Source organism: Zestomonas carbonaria (assembly GCF_904061905.1).
GTDB classification, from domain to species: Bacteria; Pseudomonadota; Gammaproteobacteria; order Pseudomonadales; family Pseudomonadaceae; genus Aquipseudomonas; species Aquipseudomonas carbonaria.
Genome location: NZ_CAJFCI010000077.1, coordinates 164,799 through 185,083 on the forward strand (window position 1 = coordinate 164,799; position 20,285 = coordinate 185,083).

Annotated in this window: 14 protein-coding genes; 5 read left to right on the forward strand and 9 right to left on the reverse strand. The window is 66.4% G+C overall.

Annotated elements, in window-relative coordinates:
• Window positions 1-229 precede the first annotated feature (229 nt).
• The 3 genes from PSEWESI4_RS20575 to PSEWESI4_RS20585 all read left to right on the forward strand — a co-directional run bounded on the left by PSEWESI4_RS20575 (window position 230) and on the right by PSEWESI4_RS20585 (window position 4,251).
• Window positions 230-1,309, forward strand: a complete 1,080-nt coding sequence (locus PSEWESI4_RS20575; RefSeq protein WP_187673088.1) for a WD40/YVTN/BNR-like repeat-containing protein — start codon at window positions 230-232, stop codon at window positions 1,307-1,309.
• 30 nt (window positions 1,310-1,339) lie between these two features.
• Window positions 1,340-3,721, forward strand: a complete 2,382-nt coding sequence (locus PSEWESI4_RS20580) for an efflux RND transporter permease subunit (protein ID WP_456243228.1) — start codon at window positions 1,340-1,342, stop codon at window positions 3,719-3,721.
• Between the two features lie 152 nt (window positions 3,722-3,873).
• Window positions 3,874-4,251, forward strand: coding sequence for a VOC family protein (locus tag PSEWESI4_RS20585; RefSeq protein WP_187673090.1), 378 nt, complete (start codon window positions 3,874-3,876; stop codon window positions 4,249-4,251).
• Between the two features lie 209 nt (window positions 4,252-4,460).
• Here PSEWESI4_RS20585 and PSEWESI4_RS20590 read toward each other — a convergent pair whose 3' ends face one another.
• The 6 genes from PSEWESI4_RS20590 to PSEWESI4_RS20615 all read right to left on the reverse strand — a co-directional run bounded on the left by PSEWESI4_RS20590 (window position 4,461) and on the right by PSEWESI4_RS20615 (window position 11,336).
• Window positions 4,461-6,101: a BatD family protein gene (locus PSEWESI4_RS20590; protein WP_187673091.1), complete on the reverse strand. Its 1,641-nt coding sequence runs from the start codon at window positions 6,099-6,101 to the stop codon at window positions 4,461-4,463.
• On the reverse strand, window positions 6,098-7,810 hold the full coding sequence (locus PSEWESI4_RS20595) for a tetratricopeptide repeat protein (protein ID WP_187673092.1): 1,713 nt from the start codon (window positions 7,808-7,810) through the stop codon (window positions 6,098-6,100). The genes PSEWESI4_RS20590 and PSEWESI4_RS20595 overlap by 4 nt, the downstream gene beginning before the upstream one ends.
• Window positions 7,807-8,841: a vWA domain-containing protein gene (locus tag PSEWESI4_RS20600; RefSeq protein WP_187673093.1), complete on the reverse strand. Its 1,035-nt coding sequence runs from the start codon at window positions 8,839-8,841 to the stop codon at window positions 7,807-7,809. Before PSEWESI4_RS20600 ends, PSEWESI4_RS20595 begins: the two co-directional genes overlap by 4 nt.
• Window positions 8,834-9,322, reverse strand: coding sequence for a DUF4381 domain-containing protein (locus PSEWESI4_RS20605; protein WP_187673094.1), 489 nt, complete (start codon window positions 9,320-9,322; stop codon window positions 8,834-8,836). Before PSEWESI4_RS20605 ends, PSEWESI4_RS20600 begins: the two co-directional genes overlap by 8 nt.
• A complete protein-coding gene (locus PSEWESI4_RS20610) occupies window positions 9,319-10,260 on the reverse strand; it encodes a DUF58 domain-containing protein (RefSeq protein WP_187673095.1) in 942 nt (313 codons plus the stop codon). Before PSEWESI4_RS20610 ends, PSEWESI4_RS20605 begins: the two co-directional genes overlap by 4 nt.
• A gap of 116 nt (window positions 10,261-10,376) precedes the next feature.
• The gene (locus tag PSEWESI4_RS20615; protein ID WP_187673096.1) at window positions 10,377-11,336 is read right to left on the reverse strand and encodes an AAA family ATPase; all 960 of its coding nucleotides are present in this window, start codon (window positions 11,334-11,336) and stop codon (window positions 10,377-10,379) included.
• A 117-nt stretch (window positions 11,337-11,453) separates the two neighbouring features.
• Here PSEWESI4_RS20615 and PSEWESI4_RS20620 point away from each other — a divergent pair, with 117 nt between their 5' ends.
• Both PSEWESI4_RS20620 and PSEWESI4_RS20625 read left to right on the forward strand, forming a co-directional pair.
• Complete coding sequence (locus PSEWESI4_RS20620; RefSeq protein ID WP_187673097.1) at window positions 11,454-11,744, forward strand: D-glutamate cyclase family protein; 291 nt, start codon at window positions 11,454-11,456, stop codon at window positions 11,742-11,744.
• Between the two features lie 188 nt (window positions 11,745-11,932).
• Window positions 11,933-16,795 (forward strand): NAD-glutamate dehydrogenase, encoded by a 4,863-nt coding sequence (locus PSEWESI4_RS20625; RefSeq protein ID WP_187673098.1) that lies wholly within the window; start codon window positions 11,933-11,935, stop codon window positions 16,793-16,795.
• A gap of 175 nt (window positions 16,796-16,970) precedes the next feature.
• On the opposite strand, the gene PSEWESI4_RS20630 is transcribed toward PSEWESI4_RS20625, so the two are convergent.
• From PSEWESI4_RS20630 to PSEWESI4_RS20640, 3 genes are all read right to left on the reverse strand, one after another.
• A complete protein-coding gene (locus tag PSEWESI4_RS20630) occupies window positions 16,971-17,906 on the reverse strand; it encodes a tetratricopeptide repeat protein (protein WP_187673099.1) in 936 nt (311 codons plus the stop codon).
• Entirely contained in the window at window positions 17,888-19,633 is a 1,746-nt protein-coding gene (locus tag PSEWESI4_RS25225) for a phospholipase D-like domain-containing protein (RefSeq protein ID WP_187673100.1), read from the reverse strand. The genes PSEWESI4_RS20630 and PSEWESI4_RS25225 overlap by 19 nt, the downstream gene beginning before the upstream one ends.
• 17 nt (window positions 19,634-19,650) lie before the next feature.
• The coding region (locus PSEWESI4_RS20640; RefSeq protein WP_187673101.1) for a DUF2345 domain-containing protein at window positions 19,651-20,285 on the reverse strand (635 nt) is incomplete at its 5' end.

The following is a 20,285-nucleotide window of genomic DNA, read 5'->3' on the forward strand; positions in this document are numbered from 1 at the left end:
GCGGCCGCTAGCATGTGCCGGGGTCTTTCCGGGCAATATTCTGGCGCCAGAAAAAGCCGCTACCCCCGGGTAGCGGCTTTTTTGCATTCGCCAGCCTGATGGCGGGGTAATCAGCGGAGATGCTTAACAAAACATAACGTCCCGCCAATTGTCAGTCATTTCGAAAGCTGGCTAGGATAGGCTGTCCCTGTGAGACAGCTATACCCATAACAAGAAGGGGGAAGGTTTTATGAGTGAGCCCGTCATGTGGCGCACCCAGTCTACTCGCGTCGAGCCGGCGCTCCGTATCCGGCCGCCGCTGGCAAAGATTCTGTCGCTGTGTAGTGTGTTGTCCATCTTCGCGTTAGCGACCCTTCCGGCGCATGCCGAAAGCAATGCCGACCCCGCCGCCTATGCCATCGAATCACCCAAGGCAGCCCGTTCCCTCCTGCTCGATGTCGCCCATGCCGGCAAGCGCCTGGTCGCGGTCGGCGAGCGTGGCCACATCCTGTATTCCGACGACGACGGCAAGACCTGGACCCAGTCCAAGGTGCCGACCCGCCAGATGCTGACCGCGGTCACCTTCGTCAACGACAAGCAAGGCTGGGCCGTCGGCCACGACGCGCAGATCCTCGTGAGCCAGGACGGTGGCGCCACCTGGACCCAGCAGTTCAGCGACATCGAGCGCGAAGAGGGCTCCCCGTTCCTGGACGTGCTGTTCACCGATGAGAACCACGGCTTCGTCGTGGGTTCCTACGGCGCGCTGTTCACCACCGCCGACGGTGGCAAGAACTGGGAAGACTCGTCCGACATCCTGGACAACCCGGACGGCTACCACCTCAATGCCATCGCGCAGATCAAGGGTTCCGGCCTGTTCATCGTCGGCGAGATGGGCAGCATGTTCCGCTCCGCTGACGACGGCGAAACCTGGGAAACCCTGACCGGCCCCTACGAGGGTTCGCTGTTCGGCGTGCTCGGCACCCAGCAGCCCGGCGTGGTATTGGCCTACGGCCTGCGCGGCAACCTGTACCGTTCCGAGGACTTCGGTTCGAACTGGGAGAAGGTCGAGGTGGAGTCCGCGAATGGCAACGAGCTGGAATACGGCCTTGCTGGCGGCTCCCTGCTGGATGACGGCAGCATCGTTCTGGTCGGCCACGGCGGCAGCGTGCTGAAGAGCACCGACGATGGCCGCAGCTTCGGCCTGGTCAACCGCTCCGATCGCCTGTCGCTGTCCTCCGTGGCGGCTTCCTCGAATGGCACCCTGATTCTGGTAGGGCAGGCCGGGGCGCAACTCGCCTCGCCGACTGGCGCCGAGTTGGGTCAACAATAATAAGCCTGGGCTTTATGGGATATGACTGCAATGAGTAACCACCACCAGGACAAGACGACCTTTCTCGAGCGTCTGATCTTCAACAACCGGCCGGCGGTGATCCTGATCTGCCTGCTGGTCAGCGTCTTCCTGTTCTACCAGGCGATGCAGGTTCGTCCCTCGACCAGCTTCGAGAAGATGATTCCGCTGCACCACCCGTTCATCGAGAAGATGCTCGAACACCGCAACGACCTGGCCAACCTCGGCGGCAACACCATCCGCATCGCGGTGGAAGCCAAGGATGGGGACATCTTCTCCAAGGACTACATGGAAACCCTGCGTCAGGTGCATGACGAGGTCTTCTACATTCCTGGCGTCGACCGCTCCGGCCTGAAGTCGCTGTGGAGCCCGAGCGTCCGCTGGACCGAAGTGACCGAAGAGGGCTTCTCCGGCGGCGAAGTGATCCCGCAGACCTACGACGGCACCGAGGCGAGTCTCAACGAGCTGCGCAACAACGTGCTGAAGTCCGGCCAGATCGGCCGCCTGGTGGCGAACAACTTCAAGTCGAGCATCGTCGACGTGCCGCTGCTCGAGGTCTACCCGGACCCCGAGGACCAGGGCAAGCTGCTGAGCCTGGACTACCGCCAGTTCTCCCATGAGCTGGAAGAGAAGATCCGCGACAAGTACCAGGCGCAGAACCCCAACGTGCAGATCCACATAGTCGGCTTCGCCAAGAAGGTCGGCGACCTGATCGACGGTCTGCTCATGGTGGTTGGGTTCTTCGGCGCCTGCTTCCTGATCACCCTGGTGCTGCTCTACCTGTTCACCTGGTGTATCCGCAGCACCATCTCCGTGCTGGTCACCACCCTGGTGGCGGTGATCTGGCAGTTGGGCCTGGTCCACCTCATCGGCTACGGGCTCGATCCGTACTCGATGCTGGTGCCGTTCCTGGTCTTCGCCATCGGCATCTCCCACGGGGTGCAGAAGATCAACGGTATCGCCCTGCAATCGGGTGAGGCGGACAACGCCCTGACCGCCGCGCGGCGTACCTTCCGGCAACTGTTCCTGCCGGGGATGATCGCGATCCTCGCCGACGCCGTGGGCTTCATCACCCTGCTGATCATCGACATCGGCGTGATCCGCGAACTGGCCGTCGCCGCCTCGATCGGCGTGGCGGTGATCGTGTTCACCAACCTGATCCTGCTGCCGGTGGCGATCTCCTACATCGGCATCAGCAAGAAGGCCGTCGAGCGCAGCAAGCGCGATGCCCACCGCGACCATCCGTTCTGGCGCGGGATGTCGAACTTCGCCCACCCGACGGTGGCCCCGATCTCGGTGGTCATCGCCCTGGTGCTGGGTATTTCCGGCTTCCTTTACCAGAAGGAACACCTGCAGATCGGCGACCTCGACCAGGGCGCGCCGGAACTGCGTCCGGACTCGCGCTACAACCTGGACAACGACTTCATCATCCGCAACTACTCGACCAGTTCCGACGTGCTGGTGGTGATGGTGAAGACCGGTCCCGAGGGCTGCTCGACCTACGAGGCCATGGAGCCCATCGACCGCCTGATGTGGAAGATGAACAACACCGCGGGCGTGCAGTCGGCCATTTCCCTGGTCACCGTCTCCAAGCAGATGATCAAGGGCATGAACGAAGGCAGCCTGAAGTGGGAGGCGCTGGCCCGTAACAAGGACGTGCTGAACAACTCCATCGCCCGTGCCGAAGGCATGTTCAACACCGACTGCTCGCTGGCGCCGGTGCTGGTCTTCCTCAACGACCACAAGGCCGAGACCCTCAAGCGTGCGGTCAAGGCGGTCGAGGAGTTCGCGGCGGAAAACAACCGCGAAGACCTGCAGTTCATCCTCGCCGCGGGCAACGCCGGCATCGAGGCGGCCACCAACGAGGTGATCGCCACCTCCGAGCTGACCATCCTGATCCTGGTCTATCTGTGCGTGGCGGGCATGTGCCTGATCACCTTCCGCTCGCTGGCCGCGACCATCTGCATCGTGATCCCGCTGATCCTCACCTCGATCCTCGGCAATGCCCTGATGGCGTTCCTCGGCATCGGCGTGAAGGTCGCCACGCTGCCGGTGATCGCCCTCGGCGTGGGTATCGGCGTAGACTACGGCATCTACATCTACAGCCGCCTGGAGACCTTCCTGCGTGCCGGCCTGCCGTTGCAGGAGGCGTACTACGAGACGCTGAAGTCCACCGGCCGCGCGGTGCTGTTCACCGGCCTGTGCCTGGCCATCGGCGTGGCGACCTGGATGTTCTCGGCGATCAAGTTCCAGGCCGACATGGGCCTGATGCTGACCTTCATGTTCCTGCTGAACATGTGGGGTGCGCTGTGGCTGCTGCCGGCCCTGGCGCGCTTCCTGATCAAGCCGGAGAAACTGGCCGGCAAGGTCGGCGGTTCGCTGCTGGCGCACTGAGTTCGTCCGAACGAAAGAACCGCGGCCCCGGCCGCGGTTTTTTTATGCGCGCAGGGCTTCAGCCCACCAGCGAAGACGACCCGGATCCTCCCGATTGACGCTGCTGCCAGCCGGTTCCACCATCGGCTGGACGTTCAGCGGAGGGTGCGCGAATGCACAGAAGCAGGCTGGGCAACATCGTCATCGATTGCCGGACGGACGACCTCCTGGCAGAGGCCCGGTTCTGGAGTGCCGCCCTGGGCTACCCGTTGCCCCCGGAACCGGATGCGGGCGGCCCTTTCATCCAGCTCGTAACGCCGCCCGGCGACATGCAGGTCATCGTTCAGCGAGTCCGCCATGAAGCGCGGGCCCATCTCGACATCGAGACGGATTCGATCGACTCGGAGGTCGCCCGCCTGGAGCGCCTGGGGGCGATGGTCGTGTCCCGCAAGGATGGATGGGTGGTGATGCAGGCCCCGAGCGGGCACCGGTTCTGCGTTGGCAGCCCCTACCGCGAAGGCTTCGAACAGGGCGCCAACGTCTGGGAGTGAGGCGTCCCGGCGCAAGGGCGATGGCCTCGGTTCGCCAAAGAGATTCGCTGGGTTGAGTTCGGGCTCGCACGATCGCTTTTGTAGGGGGTGCCGCGCGCACCAACCGGGAAGCGACACGAAAGCCACGGGAACAACGCCCATCCGGTGCGCACGGGTAGCCCGTATGCAATCCGGGACATTGGAGGCGGGCGGCAGTATGTAGGGTGCGCTTAGCGCGGGTACAGCGGCGGCAGCCCTCCGGCTTCGCTGGGACTGCTCTGCGGTTGTTCGTTGCTGGGCAGTGAGCGGATCGCCCGCCAGAGTTCCTCGCCTTGCCATTGCTGGCCCGTCTCGCTGTAGAGCGCGCCGTTCAGGCCGTCCAGGGCGTCGGACAGCGGTACGAAGCGCGCGGCCATGTCGGCGAGGGTTTCCGGTTGCTGGCGGGCCCAGGCGTCGAGGGCCTGGCGGGTGGCGTGCGGGTCGTTGGCCAGGCAGGCGCGCCTGAGGTCGTCCAGCAGCGTGCGTGGGTTGGGGCCGGTCTGGGCGCTGGGCAGGATGGCCGGTTGCCGGCGGGCGCGCCACCAGAGGCCGAAGCCGAGCAGGGTGGTGCTGGCCAGCAGGCCGGAGGCCAGTTGCCAGGGCCAGAGCGGCGGCCCTTCCTGGACCAGCACCTGCGGCTCCTCGTTGCCAGGGCTCGCTTCCTCGGCCAGCGCCGGGTTGCTGGCCACGTCCAGGGTGCGGGCGGGGAGCAGGGCACGTTCCAGGCGGTCTTCGCGGGTGTTCCACCACAGCACTTCCACGGGCGGCAATTCGATCTGGCCGCTTTGCCCCGGCACCAGCGCCTCGCTTTCCTCGCGGCTGCCGACCAGCCCGCGTTCGCTGGCCTGGTTGGCCAGCTTCGGTTGGTCGGGATAGCGGCGCAGACCTTTCGCCCGGGTGGTTGGCAGCGGCGGCAGTTGCGCGCTGGCCAGGCCATCGACCTTGAGCATCAGGTGGCGGGTCAGGGAATCGCCGACCTGCACCTTGCCCGGCTCCGGGGCCCAGCTCTCGGTCAGGCTCAGCGCACGGGCCGGCAGCCAGGGGGCGTTGGCCGGATAGTCGGCGGGCTTGGCCTTGACGGCCAGCGGAATCTGCGGCGAGCGGACTCTCACCAGCTTGCCCGGGCGTGGCCCGAAAGGCTGGAAGTCGCTGGCCTGGCTGGGATCGACCGTGGTGGCGCTGAACATCAGCGCGGGAATCTGCAGCTCGCCGCTGCGCTGCGGGAAGATGGCGTAGCGCACTTCGATCACGCCGTGGCGCACGCCGCCGATGTCCTTCTCGTAGGTACGTGCCTGGCCCAGTTGCTCGACCCGCGCATCGGCGATCTGCAGCGGGGTCAGGCTGCTGTCGTCGAACAGCGAGACCGAGTGGTAGATGCGCAGGGTGAGCACGGCCTGGGCCTGCACGTAGACGCTTTCCTGGTCCAGGCTGGCGTCGATGAACACCGGGGCGACCTTGGCGGTCGACTCCTCGCCGGCTTCGAGGACCTGCAAGGGGATCGGCTGGCTCTGCAACTCGCCCAGCGTCAGTGGGGGGATCACCACGTAGCCGTCCTGCTTGGGCAGCAGGGTGATGATCCAGCGGGTGGTCGCGGTGGTCTGTCCCTCGCGGGTGCTGAGGCGGTTGAGCTGGCGGGTGCCGAGCACTTCGAACAGCGGTTCGAGCGGCGTCAGGTCGGGCTTGCCGAACTGGGTCGGGTCGTCCGATTCGATGGTCAGCTCGACGGTCTCTCCCGCGCTGAGCCGGTCGCGGTCGACGCTGGCCGTCAGGCTGGCCGCCTGTGCCGGGAAGGCCAGGAGGCAGAGCAGTAGGGCGCAGAGCTGGCGGATCATCGCTTGTTTTCCTGACGCTGTTGCTGTTCGTACCAGAATTTACGCCTGAGCAGTTCGCCCGGATCGTCGGGGATCTGCCGCAGCCATTGTTCCAGGGCCTGGCGCTGCTCGCCGTTCGGCTCCATGGCTTCCTGGCCGGCGGGCGAGGGCGTTGCCTCGGCGCTGCCGGACTGGCCGGGGGACGCCTGCTCTGTCGCGCCGGCCTTCTGTTCGTCCTCGGAGCCTGCCTGCTCGGCGGATTCCGCCGAGTCCGGCGGCGACTGTTCGCCATCGGCGGCGCTCGATGACGGCTGTGCCTCGTCGGAAGACTCCTGCGGCCGGGATTCGCCCGGGGTCGGCTGCTGCTCCTGCTGTCGCTGGCGAAGCAGTTCCTCCACCAGTGCCTTGTTGTTCAGGGCCGCCTGCAGGTCGGGCTGGAGCTCGAGCGCCTGTTCGTAGGCATCCAGCGCGGCTTCCAGCTCGCCGCTCCTGGCCAGGGCGTTACCGCGATTGTAATGCGCCGCGGCATCGTCGCCCTGGGCGAAGCGTCGGGCGGCTTCGGTGTAGTCGCCGGCCTGGTAGAGCGCCAGGCCCTGCCACTGCGGGTCTTCGAAGCGGCGGGCGGCCTCGGCCGGTTGCTGGGCGTCGAGCAGACGCTGGCCCTGTTGGTCGGCACGCAGCCACAGGTCGGCGAACTCGAAGGCCTGGGCCTGCTGGGGCTGGATGAGTAGCAGGGGCAGGCAAAACAGCCAGCCGCGGCGCCCGGCGCTGGCGGCCAACAGCAGCAGCGGCAGGAGCAGCCAGTAGCCCTGGTCGATCCAGAGCGCGAGTCGCGTGGATTCGCCGGCGCGCATTCCTTTCGGTCCAGCGAGCAGGCCCAGGCTGTCGAGGTCGCGGTCGTCGATGCGCGCGTTGGCGTAGCGTCCGCCTGCCTCGCGGGCGAAGCGGGACAAGCTGGCGCTGTCCAGGCGCGGCATGAGGATGGCGCCGTCGTCATCCTTGAGCAGGCCGCCGCCTTCCTGGTGGATGGGGGCGCCCTGGGCGCTGCCGACGCCGAGGATGTGCAGGGGCGTCGATTGGCGTCGTAGCGCGGCGCGGATGCCGTCGCGCTCGCGCTCGTCGATTTCCGAGCCGATCAGCAGCAGTTGGCCGGCACCCTGTTCGGCCTGCTCCAGCAGGGCGAGGCCCTTGATCACGGCCAGGTCGGCGCGTCGGCCTGGCTCCGGCATGATCGACGGTTTCAGCGCTTCGAGCAGGTTGCGGCTGGTGGCCAGGTCGTCGGAGAGCGGCACCAGGGTATGCGCGCTGCCGGCGTAGACGACGATGGCGGTCTGTGCATCACGGCGTGCCTCGAGCAGGTCGAGCAGCTTGCGCCGGGCCTGTTCCAGGCGGGTCGGCGAGCCGTCGCGGGCGAGCATTTCCGGGGTCAGTTCGAGCAATACCACCAGCGGGTCGGCGCTCTTCTGGCCGACGGCCTCCAGGCGCTGCCAACTGGGGCCGAGCAGGGCGAGGAGGGCGAGCAGCCAGGCCAGGCCGAGGGCGATCCAGGGCAGGCGGCTGCCGCGTGTTTCGCCGCCGCGCAGCAGGGCGTTGTGGAAGGCTGGCGGCAACAGCATCTGCCAGCGACCGATGCGCCGCTGGCGGTGCCAGAGCAACCACAGCAGCCAGCACAGCAACGGCAGGAGCAGCAGCCAGAGAGGGCGTTGCCAGTATGGCCAGAGCGCGCTCATGGGCGCCTCCACAGCCGCCAGCGCGGGCGCCGTTCGAGCAGCAGGCGCGGCCAGTGCGGCCAGGCACCGTTGGCCGTCAGCAGCAGGCTGAGCAGCAGAGCGCCGCCCAGCGGCCAGACGTACAGCGCCTGGGCCGGCCGCGCCTGGGTGGGGGCCTGGTCGACCGGCTCCAGGCGGTCGAGGGCGGTGCCGATGGCTTGCAGCTCGGCGCGGTCGCGGGCGCGGAAATACTCGCCGCCGGTTCGTTCGGCGATGGCCTTCAGGGTCGCTTCGTCCAGATCCAGGCTGGGGCTGAAGCCGAACATCCCGAGCGGGCCGCCCCGCTGGGGATCGGCGCCGATACCGATGGTGTAGATCTTCACGCCTTCCTCGGCGGCCAGGCGCGCGGCGGTCAGCGGTTCGAGCTCGCCGCCGTTGTTGGCGCCGTCGGTGACCAGCACCAGCACGCGGCTTTCCGCCGGGCGCAGGCGCAAGCGCTTGAGGGCCAGGCCGATGGCGTCGCCGATGGCGGTATTCTTGCCGGCGATGCCGATCAGCGCTTCGTCCAGCCAGGTGCGCACGGTGCTCCGGTCGAAGGTCAGCGGCGCCTGCAGGTAGGCCTGGCTGCCGAACAGGATCAGGCCGACGCGATCGCCCTGGCGGCCTTCGATGAAGTCGCCGAGCAGCCGCTTGACCAGGGTCAGGCGGCTGACGTCCTCGCCGTTCCAGCGCATGTCGGCGTAATCCATGGAGCCGGAAACGTCCACGGCCAGCAGCAGGTCGCGGCCGCTGGCGGGAATCGGCAGCGGCTCGCCGACCCACTGCGGGCGGGCGGCGGCGGTCAACAGCAGCAGCCAGAGCAGCACGAAGCGGGCCTGCTGGCGCCAGCCCGGCAGGTGGCTGCGGGCACGGCGTCCGGCGAGGGTTTCCAGTTCGGAGAGAAAGCTGACCCGGAGCGCCGCCTCGCCGCTGGGCGCTGGCGGCAGCAGCACGCGCAGCAGCCAGGGCAGCGGGGCGAGCAGGAGGATCCACGGCCAGGCGAACTCAAACATGCTTGCGGACCCAGGTTTCGACGGCCTGGTACAGGCCGTCCACGGCCTTGTCGTCGAGGTGGCACTGCGGCCGGTAGCCGCCTTCGACCAGCACCATCCAGCGCGTCAGTCCGGCGGCCGGGCAGCGGCTGTCGAGGAACGCCAGCCAGGCCCGGCCGCTCAGGGTATGGCAGGGATCGTTCGGGTAGTGGCTGCGGCACAGGCGCTTGAGCAGTTCGTTCAACTGTTGCAGCCAGGGACCGGCGGGCTCGCCGTAGGGTTTGCGCAGACGCTCCAGCTCGGCCAGGGCCGCCAGGCGCTGCGGGTCGAGCGATTGCTCGGCGGCCGATTGCCGGCGCCGTGGGAGATATCGCCGCAGATACCAGGCGCCCCACAGCGACAGCGGCAGCAGGACGGCCAGCAACCACCAGCCGGGAGCTGGCGGCCACCAGGCGACCGGCGGCGGGGCGATCAGCGGTTCCAGTTGGTCGAGCGGGTTCATTGCGGCTTCCGGGGGCGCAGGGCGTGCAGGTAGCCGCGCAGTTGTTCGATCAGTTCGTCCTGGGTCGTCAGCGGCAGCAGCGGTACGCCGAGTTTCTGCGCCAGCCGCTGCCAGCGGGCCTCGCGTGCCTCGGCGAGGCTGCGGTAGGCCTGGCGCAGGTCGCTGTCGTGGGTGTCCAGTTCGAGCTGTGCGCCGCGCTCGGTGAAGTTGAGCAGGCCGGCGGCGGGCAGGGCGTGGTCGAGCGGGTCGGACAGCGGCAGCAGCACCAGGTCGGTGTGCCGGGCGAGCAGGCTGAGCTGCTGTTCGCTGCTGTCGGTCAGCGCGCGTTCGTCGCACAGGACGATCACCAGGCTGCCCGGGCGCAGCACCTCGCGGGCGCGGCGCAGGGCCTGGCCGAAGGCATCGCGGTCGGACTGGGCCTCGCTGTGCAGCGCCTGGTTGGCGCGCACCAGGCGGTTGAGCAGTTGCAGCAGGCTCTGCTTGCTGCGCCGGGGCTTGATCTCGTGGTGTTCGTTGTCGCCGAACACCAGGCCGCCGACCCGGTCGTTGTGTTCCAGCGCGGCCCAGCCGATCAGCGCTGCGGCCTGCGCGGCGAGCACCGACTTGAACACCAGGCCGCTGCCGAAGAACAGCCGGTGGCTCTGCTCGACCATGATGAAGATCGGCCGCTCGCGCTCTTCGTGGAACAGCTTGGTGTGCGGTTCCTGGGTGCGCGCGGTGACCCGCCAGTCGATGGTGCGCACGTCGTCGCCGGCCTGGTAGACACGCACCTGGTCGAAGTCGACGCCGCGCCCGCGCAGCTTGGAATGGTGCAGGCCGATCAGCGGGCTGCGCCGGCCGGGCGTGGAGAAGATCTGCACTTCGCGCACGCGGTGGCGCATCTCGATCAGTTCGCCGAGCTGGGTACGCACACCGGGTTGGCTGGGCAGGGTGACCATGGAAGCTCAGCCCGTAGCCCGGACGCAGTCCGGGAGCGATGCACGGCCATTCCCGGATTGCATCCGGGCTACGCGGCCCTCTGCTTGCCGCTTGTGGCTTGCAGCTTGCCGCTGCATCAAGCCACCGCTACCACATCGAGCACGCGCTGTACCACACGGTCCTGGTCGATGCCGGCGGCTTCCGCTTCGAAGGAGAGGATGATCCGGTGGCGCAGCACGTCGAACAGCATCGCCTGGATGTCCTCGGGGCTGACGAAGTCGCGGCCGGCCAGCCAGGCGTGGGCGCGTGCGCAGCGGTCGAGGGCGATGGAGCCGCGCGGGCTGGCGCCATAGGCGATCCACTCGGCCAGTTCGGCGTCGAACTTGGCCGGCGTGCGGGTGGCCATCACCAGTTGCACCAGGTATTCCTCCACCGCATCGGCCATGTAGAGGCCGAGGATTTCCTTGCGCGCGGCGAGGATCGCCTGCTGGCTGACCCGGCGTTCCGGCTTGGTCTCGCCGTTGAGCGCATCGCCGCGCGCCTGCTGGAGGATCTTGCGTTCCACCGAGGCGTCCGGGAAGCCGATCTTCACGTGCAGCAGGAAACGGTCGAGCTGCGCTTCCGGCAGCGGGTAGGTGCCTTCCTGCTCGATCGGGTTCTGGGTCGCCATCACCATGAACAGCGCGGACAGGTCGTAGGTCGAGCGGCCGACCGACACCTGGCGCTCGGCCATGGCTTCGAGCAGCGCCGATTGCACCTTGGCCGGGGCGCGGTTGATTTCGTCGGCCAGCACCAGGTTGTGGAAGATCGGCCCCTGCTGGAACACGAAGCTGCCGGTTTCCGGGCGGTAGATCTCGGTGCCGGTGATGTCCGCCGGCAGCAGGTCGGGGGTGAACTGGATGCGATGGAACTCCGCCTCGATGCCTTCGGCCAGCTCCTTGATCGCCTTGGTCTTGGCCAGCCCGGGCGCGCCCTCCACGAGCAGATGGCCGTCGGCGAGGAGGGCGATCAGCAGGCGGTCGATGAGCTTTTCCTGGCCGAGGATCTGGGTCGCCAGGAAGTTGCGCAAGGTCACGAGGGCGTCACGGTGTTCCATCGGGGAGGGTCCTGAAATGCTGGGTCAGCGTGGGCTGCCGGGTCGGTTACTTTAATCGATTGCACCGGCCCCGACTAATCGCCTGTTCCACACTTCTCAGTCATTCCAGACTCCGCGATGGAGCGGTGTTTCAACTCGTCACTTCTCCTGGCGTCCAGTATCACCGCCCGTTTCCCGATGACCCATGGCACGCCCGTGCACATCGGCGATCCGGCGCTGATCGGCATCCGCGACCTGCAGTCGCCCGACTACGGCGATCCCGCGCCGCTGGCCGAGGACGAGATTCCCGTGTTCTGGGCCTGTGGCGTGACCCCGCAGGCGGTGCTCGGCGAAGCCGAGCCGGAGTTGTTCATCACCCATGCGCCCGGTTGCATGCTGGTAACCGATCGCCTCTACAGTCAGCTCTGAGAACCGGCGATGAACGAATATGTCGCAGCCTCGCAAGCCCGCCGGATGGCGGCTCGCTAAGCTGTTCGTGACTCTTTGGTCGACTCGCGTACCGTCGGTTCCGGCGTCACCTAGACTGCTTGGAACCCGGGGCGCCGGGCCTTGCCATCGGTGCTTCCCGAACAACTAAAGTCCAGCGGAGTATCAGCATGTCGTTCTTCACCGCAGCCAGCAAAGCCGACTTCCAGCATCAACTGCAAGCGGCGCTGGCTCAGCACGTCAGCGAACAGGCGTTGCCACAAGTGAACCTGTTCGCCGAGCAGTTCTTCGGCATTGTCGCCCTCGACGAACTCACCCAGCGCCGCCTGTCCGACCTGGTTGGCTGCACCCTGGCGGCCTGGCGGCTGCTCGAGCGCTTCGACCCGGCGCAGCCGCTGGTACAGGTGTTCAACCCGGACTACGAGAAGCACGGCTGGCAATCGACGCACACCGCGATCCAGGTGCTGCACCCGGACATCCCGTTCCTGGTCGACTCGGTGCGCATCGAGGTGAACCGTCGCGGCCACAGCATCCACACCCTGCAGAGCAGCGTGCTCAGCGTGCGCCGCAACAAGAAGGGCGAAGTGCTGGAGATCCTTCCCAAGGGCACCACTGGCAAGGACATCACCCAGGAGTCGCTGATCTTCCTGGAGATCGACCGTTGCGCCAGCAGCGGCGAGCTGCGCGCCCTGGAGAGCGGCCTGCTGGAAGTGCTCGGCGACGTGCGCCTGACGGTCGCCGACTTCGAGCCGATGAAGGCCAAGGCCGAGGAACTGCTCGCCTGGCTGGGCAAGGCCAGGCTCAAGGTGGACAAGGCCGAGCTGGCCGAGATCAAGGTGTACCTCGAATGGCTGCTGGACAACCACTTCACCTTCCTCGGCTATGAGGAGTTCACCGTCCACGACGAGGAGGACGGCGGCTACATCCAGTACGATGAAAGCTCGCTGCTGGGCCTCTCCAAGCGCCTGCGCACCGGCCTCGGCAAGAACGACCTGCACATCGAGTCCTACGCGGTGGACTACCTGCGCGAGCCGGTGCTGCTGTCCTTCGCCAAGGCCGCCATGCCCAGCCGCGTGCATCGCCCGGCCTACCCGGACTTCGTGTCGATCCGCGCCCTGGACGCCAAGGGCAAGGTGGTCAAGGAGTGCCGCTTCCTCGGCATCTACACCTCTTCCGTGTACGCCGAGAGCGTCAGGCGCATTCCTTATATCCGGCACAAGGTGGACGAAGTGTTCCGCCGCTCCGGCTTCAATCCCAAGGGGCACCTGGGCAAGGAACTGGAGCAGGTGCTGGAGGTGCTGCCGCGCGACGACCTGTTCCAGACCCCGGTGGACGACCTGTTCAACACCGCCATGGCCATCGTGCAGATCCAGGAGCGCAACAAGCTGCGCGTGTTCCTGCGCATGGACCCCTACGGCCGCTTCGTCTACGCCCTGGCCTACGTGCCGCGCGACGTGTATTCCACCGAGACGCGGCTGCGCATCCAGCAGGTGCTGGTCGAGCGGCTGCGGGCCACCGACTGCGAGTTCTGGACCTATTTCTCCGAGTCGGTGCTGGCGCGCGTGCAGTTCATCCTCCGCGTCGATCCGAAGACCAAGCTGGACATCGACCCGCAGCAGCTCGAACGCGAAGTGGTCCAGGCCTGCCGCTCGTGGAAGGACGACTACGCCGGGCTGGTCATCGAGAGCTTCGGCGAGGCCAAGGGCACCCGCATCCTGGCCGACTTCCCGCGCAGCTTCCCGGCCGGCTACCGCGAGCGCTTCGCCGCGCCCTCGGCGGTGGTCGACATGAAGCACCTGCTCAGCCTGTCCGACGCCCGCCCGCTGGTGATGAGCTTCTACCAGCCGCTGGCCAGCGACGGCCAGCAACTGCACTGCAAGCTGTACCACGCCGACACGCCGCTGGCGCTCTCCGACGTGCTGCCGATCCTCGAGAACCTCGGCCTGCGCGTGCTCGGCGAGTTCCCCTATCGGTTGCAGCAGAAGAACGGCCGCGAATTCTGGATTCACGACTTCGCCTTCACCTATGCCGAGGGCCTGGACCTCGACATCCAGCAGCTCAACGACACCTTCCAGGAAGCCTTCGTGCAGATCGTCGGCGGCGCCGCCGAGAACGACGGCTTCAACCGCCTGGTGCTGACCGCGGCGATGCCCTGGCGCGACGTCGCCCTGCTGCGTGCCTACGCCCGCTACCTCAAGCAGATCCGCCTGGGCTTCGACCTGGGCTACATCGCCTCCACGCTGGTCAACCACGCCGACATCGCCAAGGAGCTGGTGCGCCTGTTCCGCACCCGTTTCTACCTGGCCCGCAAGCTCAGCGCCGAGGACCTGGCGGACAAGCAGCAGAAGCTCGAACAGGCGATCCTCGCCGCGCTGGACAACGTCGCGGTGCTCAACGAGGACCGCATCCTGCGGCGCTACCTGGACTTGATCAAGGCCACCCTGCGCACCAACTTCTACCAGACCGGCGCCGACGGCCAGCCGAAGGGCTACTTCAGCTTCAAGCTCGATCCGCGCGCCATCCCGGAAATCCCCCGGCCGGTGCCGAAGTTCGAGGTCTTCGTCTACTCGCCTCGGGTGGAGGGCGTGCACTTGCGCTTCGGCGACGTGGCGCGCGGCGGCCTGCGCTGGTCGGACCGCGAGGAGGACTACCGCACCGAAGTGCTCGGCCTGGTCAAGGCCCAGCAGGTGAAGAACGCGGTGATCGTGCCGGTCGGCGCCAAGGGCGGTTTCGTGCCGCGTCGCCTGCCGGCCGGCGGTTCCCGTGACGAGATCCAGGCCGAGGCCATCGCCTGCTACCGCCTGTTCATTAGCGGCCTGCTGGACATCACCGACAACCTCAAGGAAGGCCAGGTGGTGCCACCGGCCAACGTGGTGCGCCACGACCCGGACGACCCCTACCTGGTGGTGGCCGCCGACAAGGGCACCGCGACCTTCTCCGACATCGCCAACGGCATCGCCCTCGACTATGGCTTCTGGCTCGGCGACGCCTTCGCCTCCGGCGGCTCGGCCGGTTACGACCACAAGGGCATGGGCATCACCGCCAAGGGCGCCTGGGTTTCGGTGCAGCGCCACTTCCTCGAGCGCGGCATCGACGTGCAGAAGGACAACATCACGGTGATCGGCATTGGCGACATGGCCGGCGACGTGTTCGGCAACGGCATGCTGCTGTCCGAGTCGCTGCAACTGGTGGCCGCCTTCAACCACCTGCACATCTTCATCGATCCCAATCCCGATCCGGCGAAGAGCTTCGCCGAGCGCAAGCGCTTGTTCGACCTGCCGCGCTCGTCCTGGGCGGACTACGATTCCAGCCTGATCTCCGCCGGCGGCGGCGTGTTCCCGCGCAGCGCCAAGAGCATCACCATCTCCCCGGAGATGAAGGCACGCTTCGACATCGCCGCCGACAAGCTGGCGCCCACCGAGCTGATCCACGCGCTGCTCAAGGCGCCGGTCGACCTGATCTGGAACGGCGGCATCGGCACCTACGTGAAGTCCAGCAAGGAAAGCCACGCCGACGTCGGCGACAAGGCCAACGACGGCCTGCGGGTGAACGGCAACGAACTGCGCGCCAAGGTGGTGGGCGAGGGCGGCAATCTGGGGATGACCCAGCTCGGCCGCGTCGAGTTCGGCCTCAACGGCGGGGCGAGCAACACCGACTTCATCGACAACGCCGGCGGGGTGGACTGCTCCGACCACGAGGTCAACATCAAGATCCTCCTCAACGAGATCGTCGCCAGCGGCGACATGACCGGCAAGCAGCGCAACCAGTTGCTCGCCGAGATGACCGACGCGGTGTCCGGCCTGGTGCTCGGCAACAACTACAAGCAGACCCAGGCGCTGTCCCTGGCCCAGCGCCGCGCCCGCGAGCGCAGCGGCGAGTACAAGCGGCTGATCGCCGCCCTGGAGGCGGCCGGCAAGCTCGACCGCGCGCTGGAGTTCCTGCCCAGCGACGAGGAACTCAACGAGCGCGCCGCCAGCGGCCAGGGCCTGACCCGGCCGGAGCTGTCGGTGCTGATCTCCTACAGCAAGATCGACCTCAAGGAAGCGCTGATCAAATCCCAGGTGCCGGACGATGCCTACCTGCTGCGCGACATGGAAACCGCCTTCCCGCCATTGCTGGCGCAGAAGTACGGCGAGGCCATGCGCCGCCATCGCCTGAAACGCGAGATCGTCAGCACGCAGATCGCCAACGATCTGGTCAACCACATGGGCATCACCTTCGTGCAGCGCCTCAAGGAGTCCACCGGGCAGAGCGCGGCCAACGTCGCCGGTGCCTACGTGATCGTCCGCGACATCTTCCACCTGCCGCACTGGTTCCGGCAGATCGAGGCGCTGGACGCCAAGGTGTCGGCCGACGTGCAACTGCAACTGATGGAAGAGCTGATGCGTCTCGGCCGGCGCGCCACCCGCTGGTTCCTGCGCAGCCGCCGCGACGATCTGGACGCCGGTCGCGACGTCGCCCACTTCGGCCCGCAGGTGGCGGCGCTGGGCCTGAAGCTCAACGAACTGCTCGAAGGGCCGACCCTGGAGCAGTGGCAGGCGCGCTACCAGGCCTTCGTCGATGCCGGCGTGCCCGAGCTGCTGGCGCGCATGGTGGCGGGGGTCAGCCACCTGTACACGCTGCTGCCGATCATCGAGGCCGCGGACGTCACCGGCCAGCCCGCCGCCGACGTGGCCAAGGCGCACTTCGCGGTGGGCAGTGCCCTGGAGCTGAGCTGGTACCTGCAGCAGATCACCAACCTGCCGGTGGACAACAACTGGCAGGCACTGGCGCGCGAAGGCTTCCGCGACGAACTGGACTGGCAGCAACGGGCGATCACCATCTCGGTACTGCAGATGGCCGACGGCCCGGCGGCCATCGAGGAGCGGCTGGAGTCCTGGCTGGAGCAGCACAAGCCACTGGTCGAGCGCTGGCGCCTGATGCTCAACGAGCTGCGCGCCACCAGCGGCACCGACTACGCCATGTACGCGGTCGCCAACCGCGAACTGCTCGACCTGGCGCAGAGCCCGCAGCGCGGGGTGTGCATTCCCTGAGCCCGCCTTGATGCCCTGGCACGCCGCTCACCGATGGCGGTGAGCGGCGCGGGCTGCGGCGACCGATCAGGTTCCCGGACGGCCCGCATGCCGTCTTCCTCGCGCGGGCCGATGCTCGGGGGAGGAGAGGCACTTCCGGGGCAGGTTCAGTGGAGCGGCGACGTGGCGGTGCTCGCTACCCTTCGGACTGGCTGCTGTCGGCGGCGCGGGCGGGCACAGGAGGCAGGGGGCAGAGGGTGTCGATATCGGGGAAACGCTTGCTGGGATCAGTACGTACTTGCTCAAGGAGTTTGTAGTAGCACGCGGCAAGTCCGGGATCTTTATTGAGGCCGTTTTCGCCAGCTTCGAACATTGAGTAAATCCGGTACAGACTGGCCTTGTGCCCCAACGCGGCAGCTTTCTGGAAATACAACAAGGCTGTATGTGTGTCCTGTTCACCAGGCTTGCCAATCAGATATTCCATTCCCAAGGCATGACCTGCTTCGGCCAAATCCTGCGCTAGAGCGCATTCGAGCATCTGTTTGCCGATATTTTTCCCCCGGGTGCGTTCGGGCTCAGGCAGTCGAGCAAAGGCTCTTCGAAGCTCATCGCCGATAGCCCATTGTCCATACCGGTTGCCAAGATCGGCGGACTTGCGGAAATAACTGAGTGCCGCGACCTTGTCCTGCTTCACCCCGATCCCCTGTTGCAGCATTACCCCCATCAGGTAATAGGCATGCGGGGCTTTCAGTTGCATCGCCTTTTCCACCAGGTCCAGCGCCTTGCCTTCGTTCCTGGGGACGCCAGTGCCGTGGACGTACAGCCCGGCCAGATTGAGCATGGCCTTGTAGTGGCCGCGCTCGCTGGCTTGCTGGTACAGGCGGACCATTTCCGCATCGTTGGCTTCGTTGTCTTGCTTCTCGTAGGCGCGGGCCTGCTGGAACCAGATATCGGCCTCGGGGTCGAGTGGCGGATTCTGCTCCTGGGTACAAGTGAACTGCAGGGACTTCCAGTCGATAGAGTGAATATCCATGTCTTTTTCTCCTTTCTCTTGGACACAGGCGCTTAATGTTGCAAGCAGGATAATCAGTACCCAACGGGTAATCTTGAAACTCAGTCCATAGCCGACCATGCCTTCTCTCCTGGGTCATGGAAATCAATAAGGGGAGCGATCAGAGGCTGACCTCTGCTCATATATTCGGCATTGTCCTCAATGATTTTTCCCCAGCGCTCAAACTCATCCTCGATACTTTCCCGCGGCTCCCCTCCCGTATGAATCCGCCATAAATGCTCACGCCACTGCCGGGTCAGCGACGGCGAAGGGCAGGCGATATTCAGTTCGCTGTCGGTTTCCATGCTGCGCACGTTGATATTGGCCGAGCCCAGGGTGAAGAACACGTCGTCGGCCAGAAACAGCTTGGAATGCACATAGATGTCCTTGTAATCGATTTCCGACTGGCCATGGGGCGTTCCCCAGCTTTTCAGCGTGGCGACATGGATGTTCAGGCCTTCCAGGTCGTCCTTGCGCAGTTCGGCGTCGGGGTCGGGCTTGCGCTCCGTCTCCCGGTGGTACTCCGGCATGCGCTGGCCCTGGCCCAGGGCGGCGAGCATCTCGTAGGTGTTGGTGCGGCCATGGCCGTCCGGCACGTTGGTCACCACGAAGACGTAGAAGTCCCGTTTCCAGCCTCCGCCCTTGAGCTTCCGGCGAACCTGGCGGATCAGGTCGGCCATCTCCTTGTAGCGGAAATACTGGTTCTCGAAGTACAGGTATACCCGGCCATTGCCGATGGCCAGGCGGTAGGCGTCGAGGATGGAGCGGTCGTTTTCCTGGGACTGGGTGCGACAGATCTGCGCCATGACGCCCTGGCCATGTTCCCGTGCGGGAGCGAGGAAATCGTCGCTGGTGAGCGCCTTGCGCTTGGTGGGCCAGTCGGCCGACCTGGACCACCAACTGCCGGCCTTGTCCCAGGCGGTCATGAGGTTCTCGTTCAGGTCGTACAGCACCGGCCCGCGCACCTGGCAGGAGAGGTCCTGCCAGGGCGCGAAGCCAAGGCGGGCCTCGGAGTGGTACTCGTGGGCATCGGTGTCCCAGTAGTTGCGCAGCAGGTTGTGTCCCATCACGAAACCGATGGCATCCTCGGGGCTTTCGTAGTCCACCAGGATGACCTTCTGGTGATGGGAGGCAAAGGCCGCCAGCGCGATGGTCTGGGCCGGGCCAGCCAGGCCGCGCCGGGCAATCTGCTGGGCCGTAATGGAAGTCCGGTCGGCCAGGTTGTAGTCGCGCGTGCGGAATTCCAGGCCGGGCGGCAGGTCGGTGTACCAGTTGCGGTTATAGGCCCTGGCCTCGTCGTCGTCGCGCTGTACGCCGGCGCTGTTGTCGAGCTTGCCGCCGTAGTCGTTGAAGCCTGCCTGGCCGCCGCTACCTCCGCCGGCAGAGGTGGGGCCGACCCCGGAGCCCAGCGCGGTGCCGCCGCTGCCCATCAGGCCGTCGCCGATGATGTTGTTCTCGCCCAGGTTGGCCAGGGCATTCTTCCAGATCAGGACACGGACCTGCACGGCCGGGCCGTCCTGGCCGGTTGCCTTGCGGCGCAGCAGGTCGCCCAGGCGTTCGCCGTGGGGTGGCTTCAGGCGCATGCTGGGGTCGAAGCCCCAACTGATGATCTCCACGCTGTGCCTGGCCTTGTCGATCGCATCGTAGACCGCCGCGAACGCCATTTCGCCGTTGATCAGGGGCACGACTACGTTGGCCGGGCGCGGTGGGTATTTGGCTTGCGGGACGAACCAGGGCAGGGTCGATACGACATCGCGCTTGTTCGTCAGCGACAGGGTGAAGGTGTCGGTAGTCTCGATCAGTTCCATGGTTCCCGTTCCTTGGATCAAATGGACTTGAAGAGGGCTTGCAGGGCCCGGAAGGCATCGCCGCCATGCTGGAGTCCGTCCGCCGTGGACGGAAGGCTGCGGTAGCCCTGGTTGGAGAGCTTCTGGACCTGGCCGGTATCGGCGTCCTCGGAAAAGCGCTCTTGCGCGTCGAGTTCGAAACGCTGGCCGGTCAGCAGCTCCAGGGTGTACTTCTGCGTCCCGTCGCGGTGCTCCCACTTCAACTGCCCCTGCTCGTCCAGGGTTCCGGTTTCCAGCAAGGCATCATCGGCGAGGAGCCGATAGGGTTCCCCCGCGTAGTTGGAAAGAAACCCGGGCAGCGCTCCGAGGGAGACGCGCATCGTCTTCTTGAGCGGGCTGGTGGTGGTGTCGGGGAAGTCCGGGAGGCTGGGGGCAATCTGTGCCGGCCCGACGAAGCCGTGTTGGCTGGCCTTGACGGTGAATTCGCCCGGCATGCCCATCTCGATATTGCCGTCGGCGATCTTGATGTAGGCACCTCCACACAGCAGGGTGATGTGCTTGCTCGCATCCAGGCGGATGTGCTGCCGGCTGGCGCTGATCTCCACGCTCTGGTCGGCCTGCACCTTGATGTCGTTGTGCTGGGCCTGCATCAGCAGCTCGCCCTGCTGGGCGA